The sequence below is a fragment of the Achromobacter kerstersii genome, from assembly GCF_902859595.1.
Classification (GTDB): domain Bacteria; phylum Pseudomonadota; class Gammaproteobacteria; order Burkholderiales; family Burkholderiaceae_B; genus Achromobacter; species Achromobacter kerstersii.
This window is the reverse complement of sequence record NZ_CADIJQ010000003.1, coordinates 422341-440445: the sequence shown is the minus strand read 5'-3', so window position 1 is coordinate 440445 and position 18105 is coordinate 422341. Positions and strand designations below refer to the sequence as shown.

Genomic DNA, 18105 nt, shown 5'->3' with positions numbered 1-18105 from the left:
CCTGCGTTACAGCGACGCGGCCAGCGCGGGCACGGCGTCGAACAAGTCGCCCACCAAGCCGTAGTCCGCCACGCCAAAGATCGGCGCATCGCCGTCTTTATTGATGGCGACGATGGTCTTGGAGTCTTTCATGCCGGCCAGATGCTGGATGGCGCCTGAAATACCCACTGCCACGTAGAGTTCCGGCGCAACGATCTTGCCGGTTTGCCCCACCTGCCAATCATTGGGCGCATAGCCCGCATCCACCGCCGCGCGCGAGGCGCCGAGTGCCGCCCCCAGCTTTTCAGCCAACGGGTCCAGCAGTTTGAAGTTGTCGGCGCTGCCCAGACCCCGGCCGCCTGATACCACCACGCGCGCACCGCCCAATTCCGGGCGTTCGGACACGGCGATCTCGCGGCGCTTGAATCGCGCCAGCCCCATATCGGCCACCGCCGCAACGGATTCCACCGCCGCGCTGCCGCCTTCGGCCGGCACGGCATCGAACGCCGTCGGGCGGATCGTCGCCACCACCACCGGGTAACCGCTCTTGACCGTGGCAATCGCGTTGCCCGCATAGATGGGGCGCTTGAACGTGTCGGGCGCCAACACCTCGATCACGTCAGACACCTGCGCCACGTCCAGCAGCGCGGCGATGCGCGGGGCCACGTTCTTGCCCTGCGTGGTGGCGGCCAGGAATAGATGCGAGTACGGCGCGGCGACGGCCACGGCCTGCGCGGCCAGGTTCTCGGCCAGCCCTTCGCCCAGATGCGGCGCTTCCGCCCACAGCACTTTCTCCACGCCCGGTGTACGTGCCGCAGCATCCGCCACGGCTTGCGCATCCGCGCCCGCCACCAGCACATGAATGGGCGCGCCCAGTTTGCCGGCAGCGGCAATGGCGTTGCGCGTTGCGCTGTTCAGGGCGCGGTTGTCGTGTTCGGCAATAACCAAGACCGTCATCAGATCACCTTCGCTTCGTTCTTCAGTTTGTCGACCAGCGCGGCCACGTCGGCCACCTTGATGCCGGGCGCGCGCGCGGCGGGCTCTTCCACGCGCAGCGTTTCCAGCCGCGACGCGGGGTCCACGCCCAATGCCTCGGGTGTCTCGATATCCACCGGCTTCTTCTTTGCCTTCATGATGTTGGGCAGCGTGACGTAGCGCGGCTCGTTCAAACGCAGGTCGGCGGTGACGATGGCGGGCAAGGTCAGCTCCAGCACTTCCAGGCCGCCATCCACCTCACGCGTGATGCGCGCAACACCGCCGTCGATATCAATCGCGCTGGCGTTGGTCGCTTGCGGCCAGCCCAGCAGGGCGGCCAGCATCTGACCCGTTTGGCAGGCGTCATCGTCGATGGCCTGCTTGCCCAGAATCACCAGCGCGGGCTGTTCTTTTTGCACGACCGCGCGCAGCAGCTTGGCCACCGCCAACGGTTGCAGGGCAACGTCGGTTTGCACCAGCACGCCCCGGTCGGCGCCAATGGCCAAGGCCGTGCGCAAGGTTTCCTGCGACTGCGCCGTGCCGCAAGACACCGCAACCACGTCTTGCGCCACGCCCTGCTCTTTCAAGCGCACGGCCGCCTCGACGGCGATTTCATCAAACGGGTTCATCGACATCTTGACGTTGCCGATCTCCACGCCGCTCTGGTCGGCCTTGACGCGCACGTTGACGTTGTAGTCAACCACGCGCTTGACCGCGGCTATCACCTTCATGCGAACACTCCTGAATCAAGGAATCAACAAAACGCGCCGCGCGGGGCGCGAATAGCAATAATCAAACCCAATAATCAAGCCCAATAGAGCAACCCAACAAACAAACCCATCAACCGCGTCAAACGCATCAAACGCATCAAACGCAACGATCAAACCGTGCCAAACGCCGCCATGTGCAGATCAATCCGCACGGCGTCCGGCGGCAACGCGTCTGCGGACACGGCATCGTCCTGACAGGACGAGTCGATAAAAAAATTCTGCGCGTCCACCACGATGCGCACGTGGGATGCGGGGCCGGCGGCGTCTTCCAACGATCCGGCCTTGACGGTGACGGGCTGCGCGCCACCGCAGCGCACCTGCGCTTGAACCGCGCCACGTAAAACGAACAGATTGAGCACGCGCACCGCGCCTTCAAGCAAGCGCGACTGCAAGGCGACATCGCCCGCGAACGCGACCGCCCTGCCTGGCAACAACGCGATGTCTTCGCCGTCGCCACGCAACGCCACGCCCGCCCCCGACACCACCACCGACACGCGGTCAACGCCCGGGAAGCGTGAATACGCGCCATCACGGGTGATGTCGGCCACGCTAACCCGCCAACGCGGCGGCATCATGCATGCGCTGGCGGCGTCATCCACCGCCAAGGTGCGCGTGACGCCACCGCCGTTTTTCCAGGGTTCAGGCGGCAAGTCCTGCCAGTTGGCGTGCACGGCGCGCATCGGATCAGGACACCGCGCCAAGGCCGTACTTGCCCGTCAACAACGCGCCGCTTTCAAAACGGCCGATGTCGTAAGGCTTGAGCGACACGTCGGTGGCCAGCCCCAGCGCTTCCTGCGCCAGAACCCGGCCCACGGTCGGCGACAGCTTGAAGCCGTGACCCGAAAAGCCGAACCCCACAATCAGCCCCTGCACGCTGGGCACGCGGCCCAGCACCGGATTCCAATCTGGCGTGACGTCGTACACGCCGGTCCAGGACGAGGCCAGGCCTGCCGTCTCATACGCCGGGAAGCGCGCGGCAACCTGTTCGCCCACTTCGGCCACGTAGTCCAGCGGAATATCGCCTTGCTCGGCGTCGCTCTTTTGCAGCGCCTCGCCCACGATGCCTTCGCTGACCAGCATCTGGTTGCCGCCATAGCTGCGACAATACAGCATGCCCGGCGACGCCAGGTCTTTGAAGACCGGCATGGAATAGGTATAGGGCGCCTCGCTGCATTCCAGCGCCAGCACGGCATGGCGTTCAGGCACGACGGGCATCGCCACGCCGGTCCAGCCGGCCAGTTCGGGCGTCCAGATGTTTTGCGTGCTGATGACGAGCGGGCTGGCGAAATCGCCATCAGACGTGGACACGCCAATCACCCGGCCGTTCTCGATCAGCAGTTTTCGCACGTCGACGTTTTCGCGAATGGTCACGCCCCGGCGGCGTGCGCCGCGCGCGAAACTGGTCGCCACCAGATAGGCGTCGGCGAAACCGGCTTCGGGTTCATAGCCGATCAGCGCGGCATCATCGAACGAGGCAATCGGCAGGAGTTCGCGGGCTTGGGCAGGGTTCAGCAATTCCAGCGCAATGCCTTGCGCGCGTTGCTGATCCAGCGCGCCGCGCAACGGTTCCAGCTTGTCGTCGTCGGCCGCCGTAATCAGGTAGCCACACTTGACCAGGCCGCAGGACGCCTCGTCGTCGCCGACATAGCTGGCAAAGTTGTTGAACACGTTCCAGGAACGCTGGGCCAGCTCCACGTTTTCGCGCACCGAATAGTGCGTGCGCAAAATGCCGGAAGACTGCGAGGTCGTGCCCGCCCCGATCGTGGCGCGATCCAGCACCAGCACGTTTTTGGCGCCCAGCTCCGCCAGGTGGAACGCCACCGAACTGCCGATCACGCCGGCACCAATCACGATCACGTCATAACTTTTCACGACAAGGCTCCAAGGACAAGTGGCGCGAGTGTGAACCTGCCGTGGGTGGCGCTTCGCAATATAAGCACCGCGAATACTGAATAAAAGCCTTGATGAAACGCCGACGTTCCGCCCGCTTTGTTTAAGCAGAACAAATTTCGACCATCGCCAATCCTTATATTCATGCTGCGGCGCGATGCCCGGGTGAAAGTCTCGTCTGCCGCACCACAGAGTGCCGGCGACATGACATCTATCAGTCAATCTACTTTACGTAGGGGAAAAATATGAACATGAATCGCCGCGCCATGTTGGTGCGCACCGCAGCGTTGGCGGGCGCAAGCGCCCTGGGCTTTCCCATGATCGGCCGCGCCGCCAATGCGTCATACACGTACGGCGGCTCGGCCTGGCTGGGGCATTATTCGGCCTACATCGCCATGAAGACGGGGTTGTTCGCCAAGCAGGGCCTGGACATCAAGTGGCAGAGCTTCGCCACGTCGTCCGACCGCATGAGCGCCGTGATGGCCGGCAACATCGACCTGGCCGGCACGGGCGTAGTGTCGTCGCTGGCCTTGATGGCGGCGGGCGCGCGCCAATTTCAGGTGATTGCCACGCCCAACAACTTCGGCCGCGCCGAAGGCGTGCTGGTGCGCGAAGACGTGAAGTCGGTAGCTGACCTGAAGGGCAAGAAGATCGGCGTCACCTATGCCTCCAGCGCGCACGTGTTGTTGCTGGACGTGCTGCGTCAGGCGGGCATGAACCCGGACCGCGACGTGTCCATCATCAACCTGCCCGCGACCAACCTGCTGTCTGCCTACCAAGGCAAGCAGATCGACGCGGCGGTGGCCTGGACCCCGGCGTTCGACCGCATCAAGGCCGTGCCTGGCACGCACGTGCTGTTGGACGACACGGCGTTCTCGCTCTACAAGCAATACGGCATCACCCCCGGCCCCGATGTGCTGCTGACGCACACGAAGCTGGGCAAAGAGAACCCTGACGCCGTGAAGAAATTCCTGCACGCCGTGTTCCAGGCCAACACCATGCTGACCGAGCAGCCCGATGAGGCCGCAGGCGTGCTGCTGGAGCTGACGGGCTTGTCCAAGGAAGAACAGCTGGCCGTCATCAAGCAGACGCAGTGGTATTCGGCTGCGGACCAGCAAGCGCTGATGGTGGAGCCGGGCAAGTTCGTCACCGGCATGCAGCAACTGGCCGAAATGCTGGTGTCCCTCAAGCAGATCGACCGCGCACCCACCGTCAAGGACTGGGTCCAGGCCTCGTACCTGTAAGCGGGACACAAGCCATGTCCACGCGTTCGTCTTCAAGGGAAACACGGCTGATCTGGGTCAGCGTGTTTTCGCTTCTGAGCTTTTTGTTGCTGTGGGAAGGCCTGTGCCGCGCCGGCGCGGTCGACCCGATCTTCCTGCCCGCGCCGTCGCAGGTGCTGGCGCGCGCCATGTCGATGTCGGACCAGGGCACGCTGTTCTACAACGTGCTGGCCTCCACGCGCCGCGTGATGGTGGGCTTTCTGGCGGCCGTCATCGTGGCCATTCCGCTGGGCATTCTGTTGGGCACATCGAAGGTGGCGCGCGCCGTCTTCGACCCCATCATTTCGTTTCTGCGCCCGCTGCCCTCCATGAGCTGGATTCCGCTGTCGCTCTTGTGGTTCGGCATTACCGAAACGCAGAAGTACAGCATCGTGTTCATGGGGTCGTTCGTGCCAGCGCTGCTGTACGTGATGGAAGCGTCGCGCAGCATCGACCCGGTGCTGGTGCGGGCGGCGCGCAACCTGGGCGCCAACCGCTGGCAGGTCATGCGCGAAGTGCTGTTCCCCGGATGCCTGCCGCAGATTCTATCGGGCATGAAGATCATTCTGGGCCTGTCATGGACGTGCGTGATTTCTGCCGAACTGGTCGCGTCCAAGGAAGGTCTGGGCTTCATGATCATGAACGGCAAGGAATTTTTCCAGACCGACACCGTGGTGCTGGGCATGGTCCTGATCAGTTTCACCGTCCTGGTAACTGACTTGTGTTTGCGGCTTCTTGAACGATGGGTGCTGGCATGGCAACGATGAACGACACGATGATCCAGCTGACCGATGTGTCCAAGGCCTATGGCGACGTGACCGTGCTGGACAAGGTGAACCTGGAGGTCAAGCGCGGTGAGTTCCTGGTGCTGCTGGGCGCGTCTGGCTGCGGCAAGTCCACCTTGCTGAACCTGATGGCGGGCTTCATCACGCCCAACACCGGCACCGTCGCCATCAACGGCAAGACCGTCACCGACGTAACCGCCGCCTGTGGCATGGTGTTTCAGCAGTACGCGCTGTTTCCGTGGCGCACGGTGCAAGAGAACGTGGAATTCGGCCTGAAGATGCGCGGCATGTCCAAGCAGGAACGCGCGCCGATTGCCCGCAAGTTCATCGAAATGGTCGGCTTAAAGCAGGCGGCGGACAAGTATCCGCATGCGCTGTCAGGCGGCATGAAGCAGCGCGTGTCGATTGCGCGGGTGCTGGCCAATGACCCCGACGTGATGCTGTTCGACGAGCCCTTCGCCGCGCTGGACGCCATGACGCGTCAGGTGCTGCAAGACCAGTTGCTGTCGATCTACGAGCAAAGCGGCAAGACGATTGTCTTCATCACGCACTCCATCGACGAAGCCCTGACGCTGTCCACGCGCATGGCGGTGATGGGTTCCAAACCCGGGCGCATCGTGCAAGACATCCAGAACGACCTGCCGCATCCGCGCAGCGCTGATGTGCAGTTGTCACCGCGCTTTGTGGAATTGAAGCGGTCGATCTGGGAGCGCGTGCAGGAAGAAGTGACGCGCAGCATGGAACTGACCAGCGACTAAAACGCCCCCAGGAAAGCCGCCCACCGCGATCCGACGGGCTGGAGGTGGGGCGGTCGGGTGATCAGTCCCGCGTTACCACGCCCCTTTGCTGCGCCCTTCTTCCGCCAGAAACTCCACCAGCGCGGGCAACGACGCATCCATCGGCCGGTTGGCGTGGATGCGCATCACGTAGCCCCACGAACCCGGCATGCGCAGTTGCGGCATCAGCGGCACCAGCCGGCCGCTGGCCAGGTCTTCATCGATGAGCGGCGCGCGGCCCAGCGCAATGCCGACGCCCGCCGCGGCTGCCGCCACCACCGTGCTCAGGCCGCTCAGCACCATGGGCTCCTGCCAATCGGATTCGGCCAGGCCCAACCGCGGGCTCCACGTGCGCCAATCGGTTTCGGGGCTGTCGATGTGCTTTTCTTCAAGCCAGCGATGGCGCAGGAAAACGCGAGGGTCATTGCGATCCGCCTCGGCAATCAGCGTGGGGCTGCACACGGGCACGACGGTTTCGGTCATCAACGCAATATCGCCGGGCTCGGCCAGATGCGGCCCGCGCGCGCGCACGTGCAAGAACGCCAGATCAATGTCCTGGCTTTTCCAGGCCGGGTCCTGGCTGGCGTGCAGGTAGACCTGAACGCCGATGTCGGGATGCAATTCAATGAAGCGGCCGATGCGCGGCGCCAGCCACAGCGCGGCCAGCGACGGGTTGGCGGACACGTTCAAGGTATAGCGTCGGCGGCCTCGCGCCGAGGCGCGCACATTGCGGCACGCGGTATCCAACAGGGTCAAGGCCTGTTGTACGGACGCCAGCAGCTCGGTGCCCGCGGCGGTTGTCTCTGCGCGGCGTACTGTGCCGCCCCGCCGCAATAGCGGCACGCCCAGATCCGCTTCCAGCGCGCGCAGCTGATGGCTGACGGCGCTCTTGGTGACGTGCAATTCGGCAGCGGCGCGGCTCAGGCTGCCCAGGCGGGCGACGGCTTCAAAGGCGCGCAACGCTGCCAGCGGCGGCGTGTGGTTGGGCAGTTCGGGCATCGGTTGAGTTTATCTCAACCCATGATTGAAAAACTATCGCTTTCGCGCGTGCGGCGGATCAGTGACCATGCAGGCTCTGGATGGAGCATTGATATGTATTTCGACTCTCGATTGTGGCGGTTAACCGCGGGCTTGCGCGCCGGCATGGCGGGCGGCATCTTCCTGGGCCTGCTGGCGCTGGCGGCTGGCATTGCCCGCTATGTCTTCCTGGGCCAGCTGCTGGCCCGCGTATTCAACGGCGCGCCGTGGCAAGACTGGATCACCCCCGCGCTGTGCGTGGGCGCAATGGTGCTGCTGCGCGCGGGCTTTGACCACTGGCGCACCGTGCAGGCGAATCACACCTCGGCCCAGATTCAGCAGACGCTGCGCGGCAAACTGTATGACCGCATCGTCACGCTAGGCCCCGCCTGGTTTGCCAACCAGCGCACGGGCGGCGTCATGCTGACGGTGGTGGACGGGGTTGAGCAGTTGCAAACGTTCTTCGGCCAGTATTTGCCGCAGGTCGCCATTGCGGCCGCTGCGCCCTTCGCCATCTTTGCGGTGATCGCCTTCTGGGACGTGCCCACTGCGCTCGTGTTCCTCGCGGCGGCGCTGTTCGCCTTGATCGGCCCGATGGCGGTGCACATGCTGGACCGCCGCGCCAGCCAGGCGCGCACGCGCTCGCTGAACGCCTTCGGCGAAGACTTTCTGGACGCCGTGCAAGGCTTGCCCACGTTGAAGTCGTACGGCCAGGGCAAAGCCTGGGGCCAGCGTCTGGCCGCCAAGGCTCGCAGCCTGTCGGACAACACGTTCTGGGTGCTGTCGGTCAGCCTGCTGACGCGCGGCATCAGCGACCTGGGTGTGGCGCTGGGCGCCGCGCTGGCGTTGACCTTGGGTGCGTGGCGCGTGGCGGCGGGCGACATGAGCGTTGAAGCGCTGCTGATCGTGCTGATGGCCGGCACCGAAATCTTCCGGCCGCTGCGCGACCTGCGCTCGGTGTTGCACCGAGGCATGCTGGGCCAATCGGCAGCTGTCAGCATCCACGCCCTGATGGATGCGCAGCCGTTGACGCCGGCGCCTGACGCGGTCGCCAATGTGGCCAAGCCGGCTGCACCGGCGACTTCCGCCACTACCGTTGCTTCGGCTGCTTCGGCTGGTTCGGCTACTTCGGCTACTTCCGCTACTTCGGCTGCTTCCGCTACTTCGGCTGCTTCCGCTACTTCGGCTGCTTCGGCTGCTTCGGCTGCTTCGGCTGCTTCCTCTATTCCCGCTACGGCTGTCCGCCTGGCGCCCACTATCGAGTTCGACAACGTGGCGTTCTCCTACACGCCCGAACGCCGCGCCCATCAGGGGCTGGCGTTCAGCATTGCAGCGGGCGAACGCGTCGGGGTCGTCGGGCCTAGCGGCGCGGGCAAGTCCACCATCGTGCGTCTGCTGCTGCGGGAATGCGTGCCGCAGGCGGGCGTGATCCGCGTGGGCGGACACGATGTGAATACGCTGGACACGCAAACACTGCTGTCGCAGATGGCGCTGGTCAGCCAGGACATCACGCTGTTTCACGGCACCATAGACGACAACCTGCGTCTGGGCCGACCCGACGCCACGCACGAGCAGGTGCGCGCCGCTGCGCGCGCGGCCAATATCGACGACTTCATCATGGCGCTGCCCGACGGCTACGCGACCCGCATCGGCGAGCGCGGCCTGCAACTATCGGGCGGCCAGCGCCAACGCGTGGCGATTGCGCGAGCGCTGCTGCGCGACGCGCCGATCCTGATCCTGGACGAAGCGCTGTCATCCGTCGATACGGAAAACGAAGCCCTCATTCAACAGGCACTGGACCGGCTGATGTCCGGACGCACGACGCTGATCCTGGCGCACCGGCTGGCCAGCGTGATCGGCGCGGACCGCAGCCTGGTGCTGGACCAGGGCCGCGTGGTGGAAGCCGGCCCGCATGCAGAATTGATGCAGCAACGCGGCTTGTACTACCGCCTGATGCACGAGCAGGCGGAGGCGCATGAGAACCCCTCGGCGGGCCTGCCGCGGGTGGCCAACCCGACGGCCAACGCTGCGCCCGACATCGCCCGGACCGCTGACTCGACCCCCGCCGCAGACCCCGACACCAAGCAAGGCCCGGTGCTGCGCTCACTGGATGCCGACGCTGAACAGGTCGGCTGGCGCGCGACCTTGGGCACCCTGCTGTCGGTGGTGCGCCCGTGGCGCGGCACGCTCATCGCCACCATCTTGCTGGGCGTGGCGCGTGTGGCGGCCTTCATCGGCGTGGGCGTTTTCAGCGCGCTGATCGTAGCGGCCATACGCGATGGCCGTGACATTTCCAGCCTGGTGGTTGGCCTGCTGATCGCCGCGCCGTTGGCCGCCCTGTTCCACTGGCTGGAGTCGTGGCTGGCGCATGCGATGGCGTATCAGTTGCTGGCCGACATGCGGGTCAAGCTCTACGACAAACTGGAACGTCTGGCGCCCGCCTACCTGTTGCAACGCCGTTCGGGCGACTTGGTGGCGTTGGCCACGCAAGACATCGAGATGGTCGAATACTTCTACGCGCACACCATCGCGCCGGCCATCGTGTCGGTGCTGGTGCCGCTGTCGGTGCTGGGTTTCCTGGGCGTGTACAGCTGGCCCGTGGCGCTGGCGCTGCTGCCCTTCCTGGCCTATGCGCTGGTGTCGCCCGTGCGGGGCCGCCGTCACGTTGACGCCTTGGGCGACAAGGCCCGGCAGGCGCTGGGTGAAATGAGCGCGCACACCACCGACACCATCCAGGGGTTAGCCGATCTGACCGCGTTCCAGGCCACCGGCCGCCGGCGCGACCAGTTCCTGAAAGTGGCCGATCAGTACCGCGTGCGCCGCCTGGATATCCTGCGTGATCTCTCCAAGCAAACGGCCTGGTTCGAAATCGCGATGGGCTTGGGCGGCTTGGCGGTGGCCGTCGTCGGCGCGTTGCAGGTGGCGGCCGGCACGCTGTCGGCCAGCATGCTGCCGTTGCTGGTGCTGATTGCACTGGCCACCTTCCTGCCGGTGTCCGAAATTTCGCAGGTCAGCCGTCAACTGGCCGACACCATTGCCGCCACGCGCCGCCTGCATGTGGTGGCCAACGAACCGGAACCCGTTACCGACGGCCCGCTGGCGCCGCCTGTCGCCACGCATGGGTTGTCATTGGCGTTCGACCACGTCAGCTTCGCCTACCCGGGCAAGCAGGAAGACACCTTGAAGGACCTGAGCTTCAAGGCCCCGGCCGGCGCCACCGTGGCGGTAGTGGGTGCGTCAGGGGCGGGCAAGAGCACCGTCGCCAGCCTGCTGCTGCGCTTCTGGGACCCGCGCCAGGGCGTGGTGAAACTGGATGGCGTGGACGTGCGCCAGTTGCAGCTGGATGGCTTGCGCGAACGGGTAGCGCTGGTCACGCAAGACACCTACCTGTTCAACGACACGCTGGAAGGCAACATCCGGCTGGCCCGCCCCGAGGCCTCGCCCGACGAGCTGGCGCGCGCCCTGGAGCAAGCCGCCTTGACGGACTTCGTGCGCACCCTGCCCGAGGGCCTGGCGACCAAGGTGGGAGAACGCGGCATGCAGTTGTCGGGCGGCCAGCGTCAGCGTATCTCGATTGCGCGCGCCTTCCTGAAGAATGCGCCCGTGCTGATTCTGGACGAGGCAACCTCGCATCTGGACACCTTGTCCGAGATGCAAGTGCGCGGCGCGCTGGACACGCTGATGCGCCATCGGACCACCTTGGTGATCGCGCACCGGCTGTCCACCATCCGCGACGCCGACCTGATCCTGGTGCTGGAACGCGGCACGCTGGCGGAGGCCGGCACGCACGACCAATTGCTGCGAAAGCAAGGGGCCTATGCGCGCTTGGCCAGCCACCAGGGCGGCTACGCAGTCAGTAGCGCAACGTCTCAACCGACGTAGCGTTGGCGCGCACCTCTGCATCCGTGAACCAGACCCGCTTGTTGCCAAAGCGGTTGTAAAGATCGAACTGGTCACGGGTGTGGACGGAAGGCGTGCCGTCCGGGGCGACGAAGCCGCTCTGCCCCGGCGCCACCACATCCACCGCGTGCACGCCCTTGGCATCGAACACCGTCATGTTGTTTTCGGTGCCGCGGTTCTGCGTGGCCGAGTAGCTCAGCACCGCCTTGTCGTCCGCCTGCGGCACGCCCAGGAAGTTCTTGGGCGCAAACACCATCGGCGGCGCGGGGATGCGCCATGCAGCGGGGTCCTGGCCATACGTCTTCTGCAACGTGGCCAGGGCTTCGTCCAAGGCGGCCAGCGTGACGGCTTCGGGGCGCTTGCCGTTGAAGAAGTCGTATTGCTGCGGCACGCCCGAATTCTGGCCGGCCAGCGCGTTGAATAACACTTTCACCCCCACCGTCAGGTTGACCGAGCCCGTGGCGGGCGCCGCGGGCGTGGGATAGCCGGTTGCGCTGTACCACTTGAAGAAGTCGGCGGGCATCTCGTCGGCAAGCGTGGCCTTCAGCATGGCGCGCAGCCAGGCATCCATCACGGCAGAACCGGCGTTGTCATAGAAGCCCGGCTGTTTGTCGCTGGTGCCCATGCCATCCCAGGACGCCAGACCCGCCACCAGGCGCGCACGGGCGTCATCAGCGGGCAGCCCCGCCACGGCGCGTTGCAGGAACGGCAGGAAGTGGCGGCGGTTGACGTCGGCGTAGCTGGTGGTGCGGATCAAGTCCCACATCTGCTGCGGGCTGACCTTGCCGCCGTTGGCCGTCATGGCCTTCATGCGGGTTTCGATTTCGGCGTAGCGGTCAGCTTGCCCCCAGACGATGGCGAACAGGTCGGTGGACGGGTAGCCGCGCATCGGCTGGTTGTTCCAGTTGGCGATGAAGCCCTGGCGCGGGTTGTACACCTGCGGGTTGGTGGCAAACGGCAGCATGCCGTCCCAATCCATCTCGCCGGTGCCGGGTACGGGCAGGCGCGGGTCGTGGCCCGCGCGGCGCTTGGGGTAGAAGCCCGTGTGCGCATAACCGATGTTGCCGCGGTCGTCCGCGTAGTACCAGTTGATGGTGAGCGCGTGGCGCGCGGCCTGCTGCTTCCATTGGTCCCAATTTTTCGACTCCGTCTTGTGCGTCCAGGCCATCAGCGATTGCAGCTCATAGCCTTCCCACGCGCGCGCCTTCGCGTAGGCCACGTGCTGCTTGTCGTCGAACTTGGTGACGATGCCGTGCACCGTGCGGTACACGTCCATCAGCACGGGCTCGCCGCCCTTCACCGCGATCAGCTCGGTGCGCTTTTCCATCGTCTTCCATTCACCATTGTGGAAGTAGCGGGTGTGGTCGGCAGGGTCGAGCTTTTCGGCGTAGATGTCGACGTCGTCGCCAAAGCCCGCGGTAGAACCCCAGGTGACGTGCGCGTTGTGGCCGAACAAAATGCTGGGATAGGCGAACGGCGTGTTGCCCACCACGTCAAACCCCGCGCCGTGCAGGCCGATGCCGTAGGTGTAGGCCGGGTTCCACCAGCCGAACTGCGGGCCGTTCAACAGAATCGACCGCGCGTCCTTGGCATGGTCGCGCCCGACGATCCACATATTGCTGGTGGTGGGAAAACCGGCAATGCCGGGCTGGCCCGATTCCGCAAACTGCGCCAACAGGCGCGCGGGCGCGTCGGCCGTGGCAGCGTCCAGCACGCCACGCGTTTGCGGATCGCGGGCGATACGTTCCAGCATGGGCGGCGTGCCGTCGTATCGCGGCAAAGCGTAAGACAGCGTGGCCTGCGCTTTCGCCGCGTTCGGCTGATACACCCCCTCTTCTTCCGGCACCGTCGTCGGCGCGCGGCTGTCGGTCATCCAGCGCAGTTGATTGAAGATCTGCATGGCGCGCGCGTCGCCGTGCTTGTCTTTCAGCGCGGTCAGCAGCGCCAGGTTATCGATCTCGCTGTTGGCGTCCGAAAAGCGGTTGGCCATCGTGCCGACGAAAACCATCGCTACGTCGTAAGGCGTCCAGTCCGACGGCTGAAACTGCAAGTCATTGAATTCTTTGGGCATCAGGCTGCCCGGCTTGGCGCGCACCTGCGCAATCCAGGCGTTCATGCCCGCGGCGTAGCCATCCAGAATCTGGCGTTCGGATGCCGGCAGCACGGCCAACTGGCGCTGGATGCGTTCGGGCGAAAAATTGCCGCGTATCGATTTGTCGAAGGCCACCATTTTTTCGCCCAGCACCTCGGCCACACGGCCCTGCGTGCTGCGGCGCGCCATCTCCATCTGGAACAGGCGGTCTTGCGCCACGGCGTAACCGTAGCCATAGAAGATGCCGTAGACGGTGTTGGCGTACACATGCGGCATGCCGTAGTCATCGCGGCGAATCGTGACCTGCCCGCCGGCCGGGCGCGTGGCGCGGGTTTCTGCGGGGGCCTCGGCTGAGGAAGATGTTGTGGAAGGGGTAGCCGAAGGGGTGGCCGGCGTTTGCGCGTGGGCGGCGAACGCGCCCGTGCAGGCCGCCAGGATGGCGGCCATCAACAAGTGCTGCTTCATGAATCTGTCTCCGAATTTCTTGAAACCGCGTCACGGTGCGAGTCACCCGGCGCGGGGTGCGGCGTCTCTGGCGGACACCGTCTGCGGGCCATCATACGGAGCCGCAAACTATAATTCCAATGCATTTATTTCATAGCATTGATGCTTTTCTGACATGGACTTTCAGAAACTTAAACACCTGCTCGCCGTTGTGGAGCACGGCACGTTTTCGCGCGCGGCAGAAAAAGTGAACCTGTCGCAACCCGCGCTCAGCCGCAGCATCCAGGCGCTGGAAGCCGAATTGGGCTTGCCGCTCTTGGACCGCGGCACGCGCCAAGTGCGCCTGACGCCCTACGGCGCCTGTGTCGCGGAACGTGCGCGCCGCATGCGATTCGAAGAGGCCGAGCTGCAACGTGAGCTCAAAACCTTGCACAGCGGCGAGTCGGGCACGCTGAATATAGGACTAAGTCCCACGCCGGCCTCCTTGTTGCTCTCCCCATTCCTCACGCACATGGCCGCCAACCACCCACACGTGCGCGTAGGCGTCGAACTCGGCGCCACCGCCACGTTGCTGGACATGCTGCGCGCCGAACGCATCGACGCCATGGTGTGCGACGCGCGCATGCTGTACGACGCCGCCGATATCGACACGCGTCCGCTGGCGCCCTTGCGCGCGGGCATGGTGTGCCGCAAAGGGCATCCGATTCTGGCGCACAAGCGCGTGGGCATTGATCAGATTCGGCAGTACCCAGTGGCCTCCAGCACGCTCAGCCCCGAGGTGTCGTTGCGGCTGGCCGAAACGCTGGGGCCGGGCGGCGCGCCCGAAACCATGGTGACCACGCGCTGCGAAAATCTGGACGCGCTGGTAAGCCTTGCCCTGCACACCGACACGCTACTGCTAGGCGTGATCTGCGTGACGCGGCGCGAGCAGGCCGCGGGCCATCTGGTGGAAGTGCCCATTGCGCCCGAGCGGCAACGCCAAGGCCACTACGTGCTGGCGCGCTTGGCCGGGCGCACGCCGCTGACGGCACAAGACGCGTTGTATACGTTCACGCAAACGTGCTGGTCGGAATTCGCGTCGGGGCAGTCCGGCGGCGTTGTCATTCAGCCTCCGTCCGCCTGACTGCATTGCCGTGGGAGCGTTGTCGAATCGGCGTCGCGTGAGGCCGCAGCATCCTTTGCGGCTATCTGGAGCGGCTCAGGTAAGGCTTTGAGGCTTTCCCTGAAAAAGCGTCGTTGCCCCGAACCCAAACCTTGCACGACGTGTGCAAACCGCTCCACCGCAGCGAAAACTTGGTGGCTCAGCCCCTCGCTATGGGTGCGATACCAAACGAATTCAAGCAGCAAGTTAGCCACTTGATGCGCCCCGTAGAAAACTCGGCCTGCGTCATTTTCCTCAAGCGTGAAGGCCGCGACATTCGACCAGTCTTCGTAGCCCTTGGCACGCGAAAAGGCCGCTTGGAACGGCTTGACTGCCTCTAACATTTTGCCCAAAGGAAGGGGCGACTGCGCTTGAAAGCGCTTCAAGTCTCCGCTTCTGTCATCACAGCTGCCACGAGCGATGCGGAGTACGAACACGGTATTCCAGGCAGAACTGCCGCCGACGCCAAAGCGGTCGCATATCCATTCCGATAGCCCCAGCCAGCGTAGCGATAATCCTTGCACCGTATGAACGTCCTGGTCGTTGAGTACAGCAAGCAGCCGCTGTTGCCAAAATAACCACAACGTCCATCCGATGTTTGCCGCCACATCCTGAGCGGCCTCGACAGAGTCCGCCTCGTAAGCGGCCTGCAGTGCTTCTGACAAGGCGCAAATCGCCTTCTCCGCCTCATTCATTCTCAAGACTCGATCAGCACTCTTGTCCTCGAGAGCGCTGCCTTTGTGCAGCAAGGCACGCAAATTCAGGTATTCGAAGCGCACGCGGGGGTTGTAGCGAATGACAGGCGCCAGAAACTGGTCCGCCACTAGACGGTCTAGTCCGGCATGCGATTGCCTGATATCTCCGCGCGCATAGCTATTCCAGGCCGAGGCGACCGACGCCATTGCCGACAAGGTCGGCATGGAAGGGCCGACGCCTTCTGACTGGAGAATACGCCCCAGCCTGTTTAACGCGGCCTCGCTGCGCCTTACGTTACCGTGACGACGCCATGCGAGACTCTCTTTGAGTATGGCCAACGCTCGCTGAAAGTCGTCCAGTGCCGTTCGGTCAGCGGCCCGATAACTCGCAGCCCAACTCATACCCGTCGTCGCCATGCCATCTCGCGCGAGCCGCATGGCCTGGGTCAGGTGATTCCAGTAGTCCCCATCCTGGGTCACGTATTGCAGAAGGTCTGCGCGCGGGGATACATGCCCCCTCAGGCCAAGAAAGTTCGCTAAGAAGTCCAGGCTTGCGGGCTCCGAGCCGTGGCGGCACATCACCCTATCTGCCTGCGCTTGCGTCATCCAGAATGGTCCCTGGCTGCGGCGTGATGCATTGAGCAGCGCAGGGGGCAGGTCAATGGCATTTCCCCACCCCACCTCCACCCCCCACGTTGCGAAATCACGAAACGCGCGGGAAACAAGCATGCGAAGGTTGGAGTTCCCCGGGTATCGGGCCTGCAATGACGACCCGGGCACTGACACCTCACCTGTTTGCTGTGCGTACCAGACTCTTAGCAGCAGCCAAACCGACTGATACCGCGCAGGCATGCCGTCCACAAGAAGTGGACGGCCTAAATCGATTTGGATTTTCCGAGTCATTCCGCCATGTTACAGAGGTTACGGCAACTTGATTGGCGCTCTTGAGACACACGCATATTCTGGCGCCCGCATGCATCCCGCATGACAATCAAGGAGACAACATGAAGTCGAAATTTCGTCGGTTTGCCAAAGCAGCCTTGCCGCTGCTAATGACGTTGCTCGGATCGGCAGCTGCTCAGGCCGAACTGCCAGTGATCGATATAGGTGCGAGATTTCATGAGCAGCAAGTAGAGGGCACGTTCGTCCTTCTTGACGGACAGACCGGAGAGTTTCGGCGCTATGACGAGGTCAGGGCCGCTCAACGGTATCTGCCAGCGTCCACCTACAAAATTCCCAATTCGCTCATTGCATTGGAAACAGGTGAAGCGAAAAGCAAGGACTTCGTAATCGAGTGGGACAGTAAACGCGCGCCTCGCCAGCCATGGTGGCCGGCGGCATGGGCGCAAAACCATACGCTTGAATCGGCGCTACAAAACTCCGCGGTCTGGTACTACCAGGAAATCGCCAGGCGCATTGGCGCGGAACGTATGCAGGCTTATGTCGACCGTTTTGACTACGGCAACCGGAACATTTCTGGAGGCATAGATCAATTTTGGCTAACCGGTTCGCTCAGAATTTCCGCGAACGAGCAGGTGGAATTCTTGCGGCGGTTCTATGTCAATCAATTCGGCTTGGCCGAGCGGACGGTGCAGATGACCAAAGACATGCTCGTCCTGGAACAGACACCTGACTACCGTCTGAGTGGCAAGACGGGATGGGCCGGGCTTGGTGAACCAGGCGCGCCGCAAACGGGCTGGCTTGTAGGCTATCTGGAACGGCAGGGAGAGGTTTTCTATTTCGCGCTCAACATTGACGTTAAGAAAAGCCAGGATGCCGCTGCGCGCATGAAAATCGTGCGCGCTGTATTCGGCGACCTGGGCTTGCTGTCCACCGCCCCTCCCGATTTAACGTCGCAGGGCGCGCAATCTGCGATTTCTGGCGCCTCCAGATAGCGCCAGCATCGGAGTCGGCTCGACATTTCCACACGAGGCGTTGGCCTAACGGTCTTCGGGCCGGAAGCGGACGTCCTCGAGCGTCCTCACAGCCAGAAGCGGTCGTAGCTCATCCGCGACCCGCACGTATCAGAAGGGAAGAGCCGACCAGGCACGTGTGCTATGTCCGCGATAATCAAGACGAGTCCAACCGTTCAGAACGCCAACGCCAGCCCCTACGGGCTGTCGGGCGTGCTCCGCCTATCGCGGTTCGACGAGCTTAATTCTGGGCTGCGGCGATAAAATGGAGCCTCCAACTGGCGCCGCATGCGACACTTATCCAAGTCGGCTCCGCCTCTATTGGAACCAGGCCGTTCACACTGGGCAATGTCATTCAAACCCGGGCTGCGCCGCCACATCTGAGCATATGCCTGCTTGGTGCATGTCGGCACGCTGAACGCTGTCGGTGAGCATCGAAGCATCGCCGCGCTCACACGGCCGCTAG

Annotated in this window: 13 protein-coding genes; 6 read left to right on the top strand and 7 right to left on the bottom strand. The window is 63.9% G+C overall.

All coding sequences use genetic code 11. The annotated features are described in order from the left end of the window. Positions 1-6 precede the first annotated feature (6 nt). The 4 genes from HV765_RS13445 to HV765_RS13430 all read right to left on the bottom strand — a co-directional run bounded on the left by HV765_RS13445 (position 7) and on the right by HV765_RS13430 (position 3596). Positions 7-936 (bottom strand): electron transfer flavoprotein subunit alpha/FixB family protein, encoded by a 930-nt coding sequence (locus tag HV765_RS13445; RefSeq protein WP_175169965.1) that lies wholly within the window; start codon positions 934-936, stop codon positions 7-9. Then, entirely contained in the window at positions 936-1685 is a 750-nt protein-coding gene (locus HV765_RS13440) for an electron transfer flavoprotein subunit beta/FixA family protein (RefSeq protein WP_175169964.1), read from the bottom strand. Before HV765_RS13440 ends, HV765_RS13445 begins: the two co-directional genes overlap by 1 nt. A gap of 149 nt (positions 1686-1834) precedes the next feature. Continuing rightward, positions 1835-2404: a HutD/Ves family protein gene (locus tag HV765_RS13435; protein ID WP_175169963.1), complete on the bottom strand. Its 570-nt coding sequence runs from the start codon at positions 2402-2404 to the stop codon at positions 1835-1837. Positions 2405-2408: 4 nt separating this feature from the next. Next, a complete protein-coding gene (locus HV765_RS13430) occupies positions 2409-3596 on the bottom strand; it encodes an NAD(P)/FAD-dependent oxidoreductase (protein WP_175169962.1) in 1188 nt (395 codons plus the stop codon). A 263-nt stretch (positions 3597-3859) separates the two neighbouring features. Here HV765_RS13430 and HV765_RS13425 point away from each other — a divergent pair, with 263 nt between their 5' ends. From HV765_RS13425 to HV765_RS13415, 3 genes are read left to right on the top strand one after another with little or no spacing between them, the layout of a single operon-like run. After that, the gene (locus HV765_RS13425; protein WP_054426184.1) at positions 3860-4858 is read left to right on the top strand and encodes an aliphatic sulfonate ABC transporter substrate-binding protein; all 999 of its coding nucleotides are present in this window, start codon (positions 3860-3862) and stop codon (positions 4856-4858) included. A 14-nt stretch (positions 4859-4872) separates the two neighbouring features. Further along, complete coding sequence (locus tag HV765_RS13420; RefSeq protein ID WP_054426186.1) at positions 4873-5643, top strand: ABC transporter permease; 771 nt, start codon at positions 4873-4875, stop codon at positions 5641-5643. After that, positions 5631-6419, top strand: coding sequence for an ABC transporter ATP-binding protein (locus tag HV765_RS13415; protein WP_054426187.1), 789 nt, complete (start codon positions 5631-5633; stop codon positions 6417-6419). Before HV765_RS13420 ends, HV765_RS13415 begins: the two co-directional genes overlap by 13 nt. A gap of 72 nt (positions 6420-6491) precedes the next feature. Here HV765_RS13415 and HV765_RS13410 read toward each other — a convergent pair whose 3' ends face one another. Then, positions 6492-7436 (bottom strand): LysR substrate-binding domain-containing protein, encoded by a 945-nt coding sequence (locus tag HV765_RS13410; protein WP_175169961.1) that lies wholly within the window; start codon positions 7434-7436, stop codon positions 6492-6494. Between the two features lie 93 nt (positions 7437-7529). On the opposite strand from HV765_RS13410, the gene cydC reads away from it, so the two are divergent. Continuing rightward, positions 7530-11336, top strand: coding sequence for a thiol reductant ABC exporter subunit CydC (cydC, locus tag HV765_RS13405; protein WP_175169960.1), 3807 nt, complete (start codon positions 7530-7532; stop codon positions 11334-11336). On the opposite strand, the gene HV765_RS13400 is transcribed toward cydC, so the two are convergent. Beyond that, entirely contained in the window at positions 11308-13911 is a 2604-nt protein-coding gene (locus HV765_RS13400) for a penicillin G acylase (RefSeq protein ID WP_175169959.1), read from the bottom strand. The genes cydC and HV765_RS13400 overlap by 29 nt on opposite strands. Positions 13912-14065: 154 nt before the next feature. Here HV765_RS13400 and HV765_RS13395 point away from each other — a divergent pair, with 154 nt between their 5' ends. After that, positions 14066-15013, top strand: coding sequence for a LysR family transcriptional regulator (locus HV765_RS13395; protein ID WP_175169958.1), 948 nt, complete (start codon positions 14066-14068; stop codon positions 15011-15013). Here HV765_RS13395 and HV765_RS13390 read toward each other — a convergent pair. Then, complete coding sequence (locus HV765_RS13390; RefSeq protein WP_254600556.1) at positions 14995-16455, bottom strand: hypothetical protein; 1461 nt, start codon at positions 16453-16455, stop codon at positions 14995-14997. The two genes, HV765_RS13395 and HV765_RS13390, sit on opposite strands and share 19 nt — an antisense overlap. Positions 16456-16730: 275 nt before the next feature. Here HV765_RS13390 and blaOXA point away from each other — a divergent pair, with 275 nt between their 5' ends. After that, positions 16731-17621 carry a class D beta-lactamase gene (blaOXA, locus tag HV765_RS13385; protein ID WP_175169956.1) on the top strand — a complete coding sequence of 297 codons (891 nt, stop codon included), beginning with the start codon at positions 16731-16733 and terminating at the stop codon, positions 17619-17621. Positions 17622-18105 lie beyond the last annotated feature (484 nt).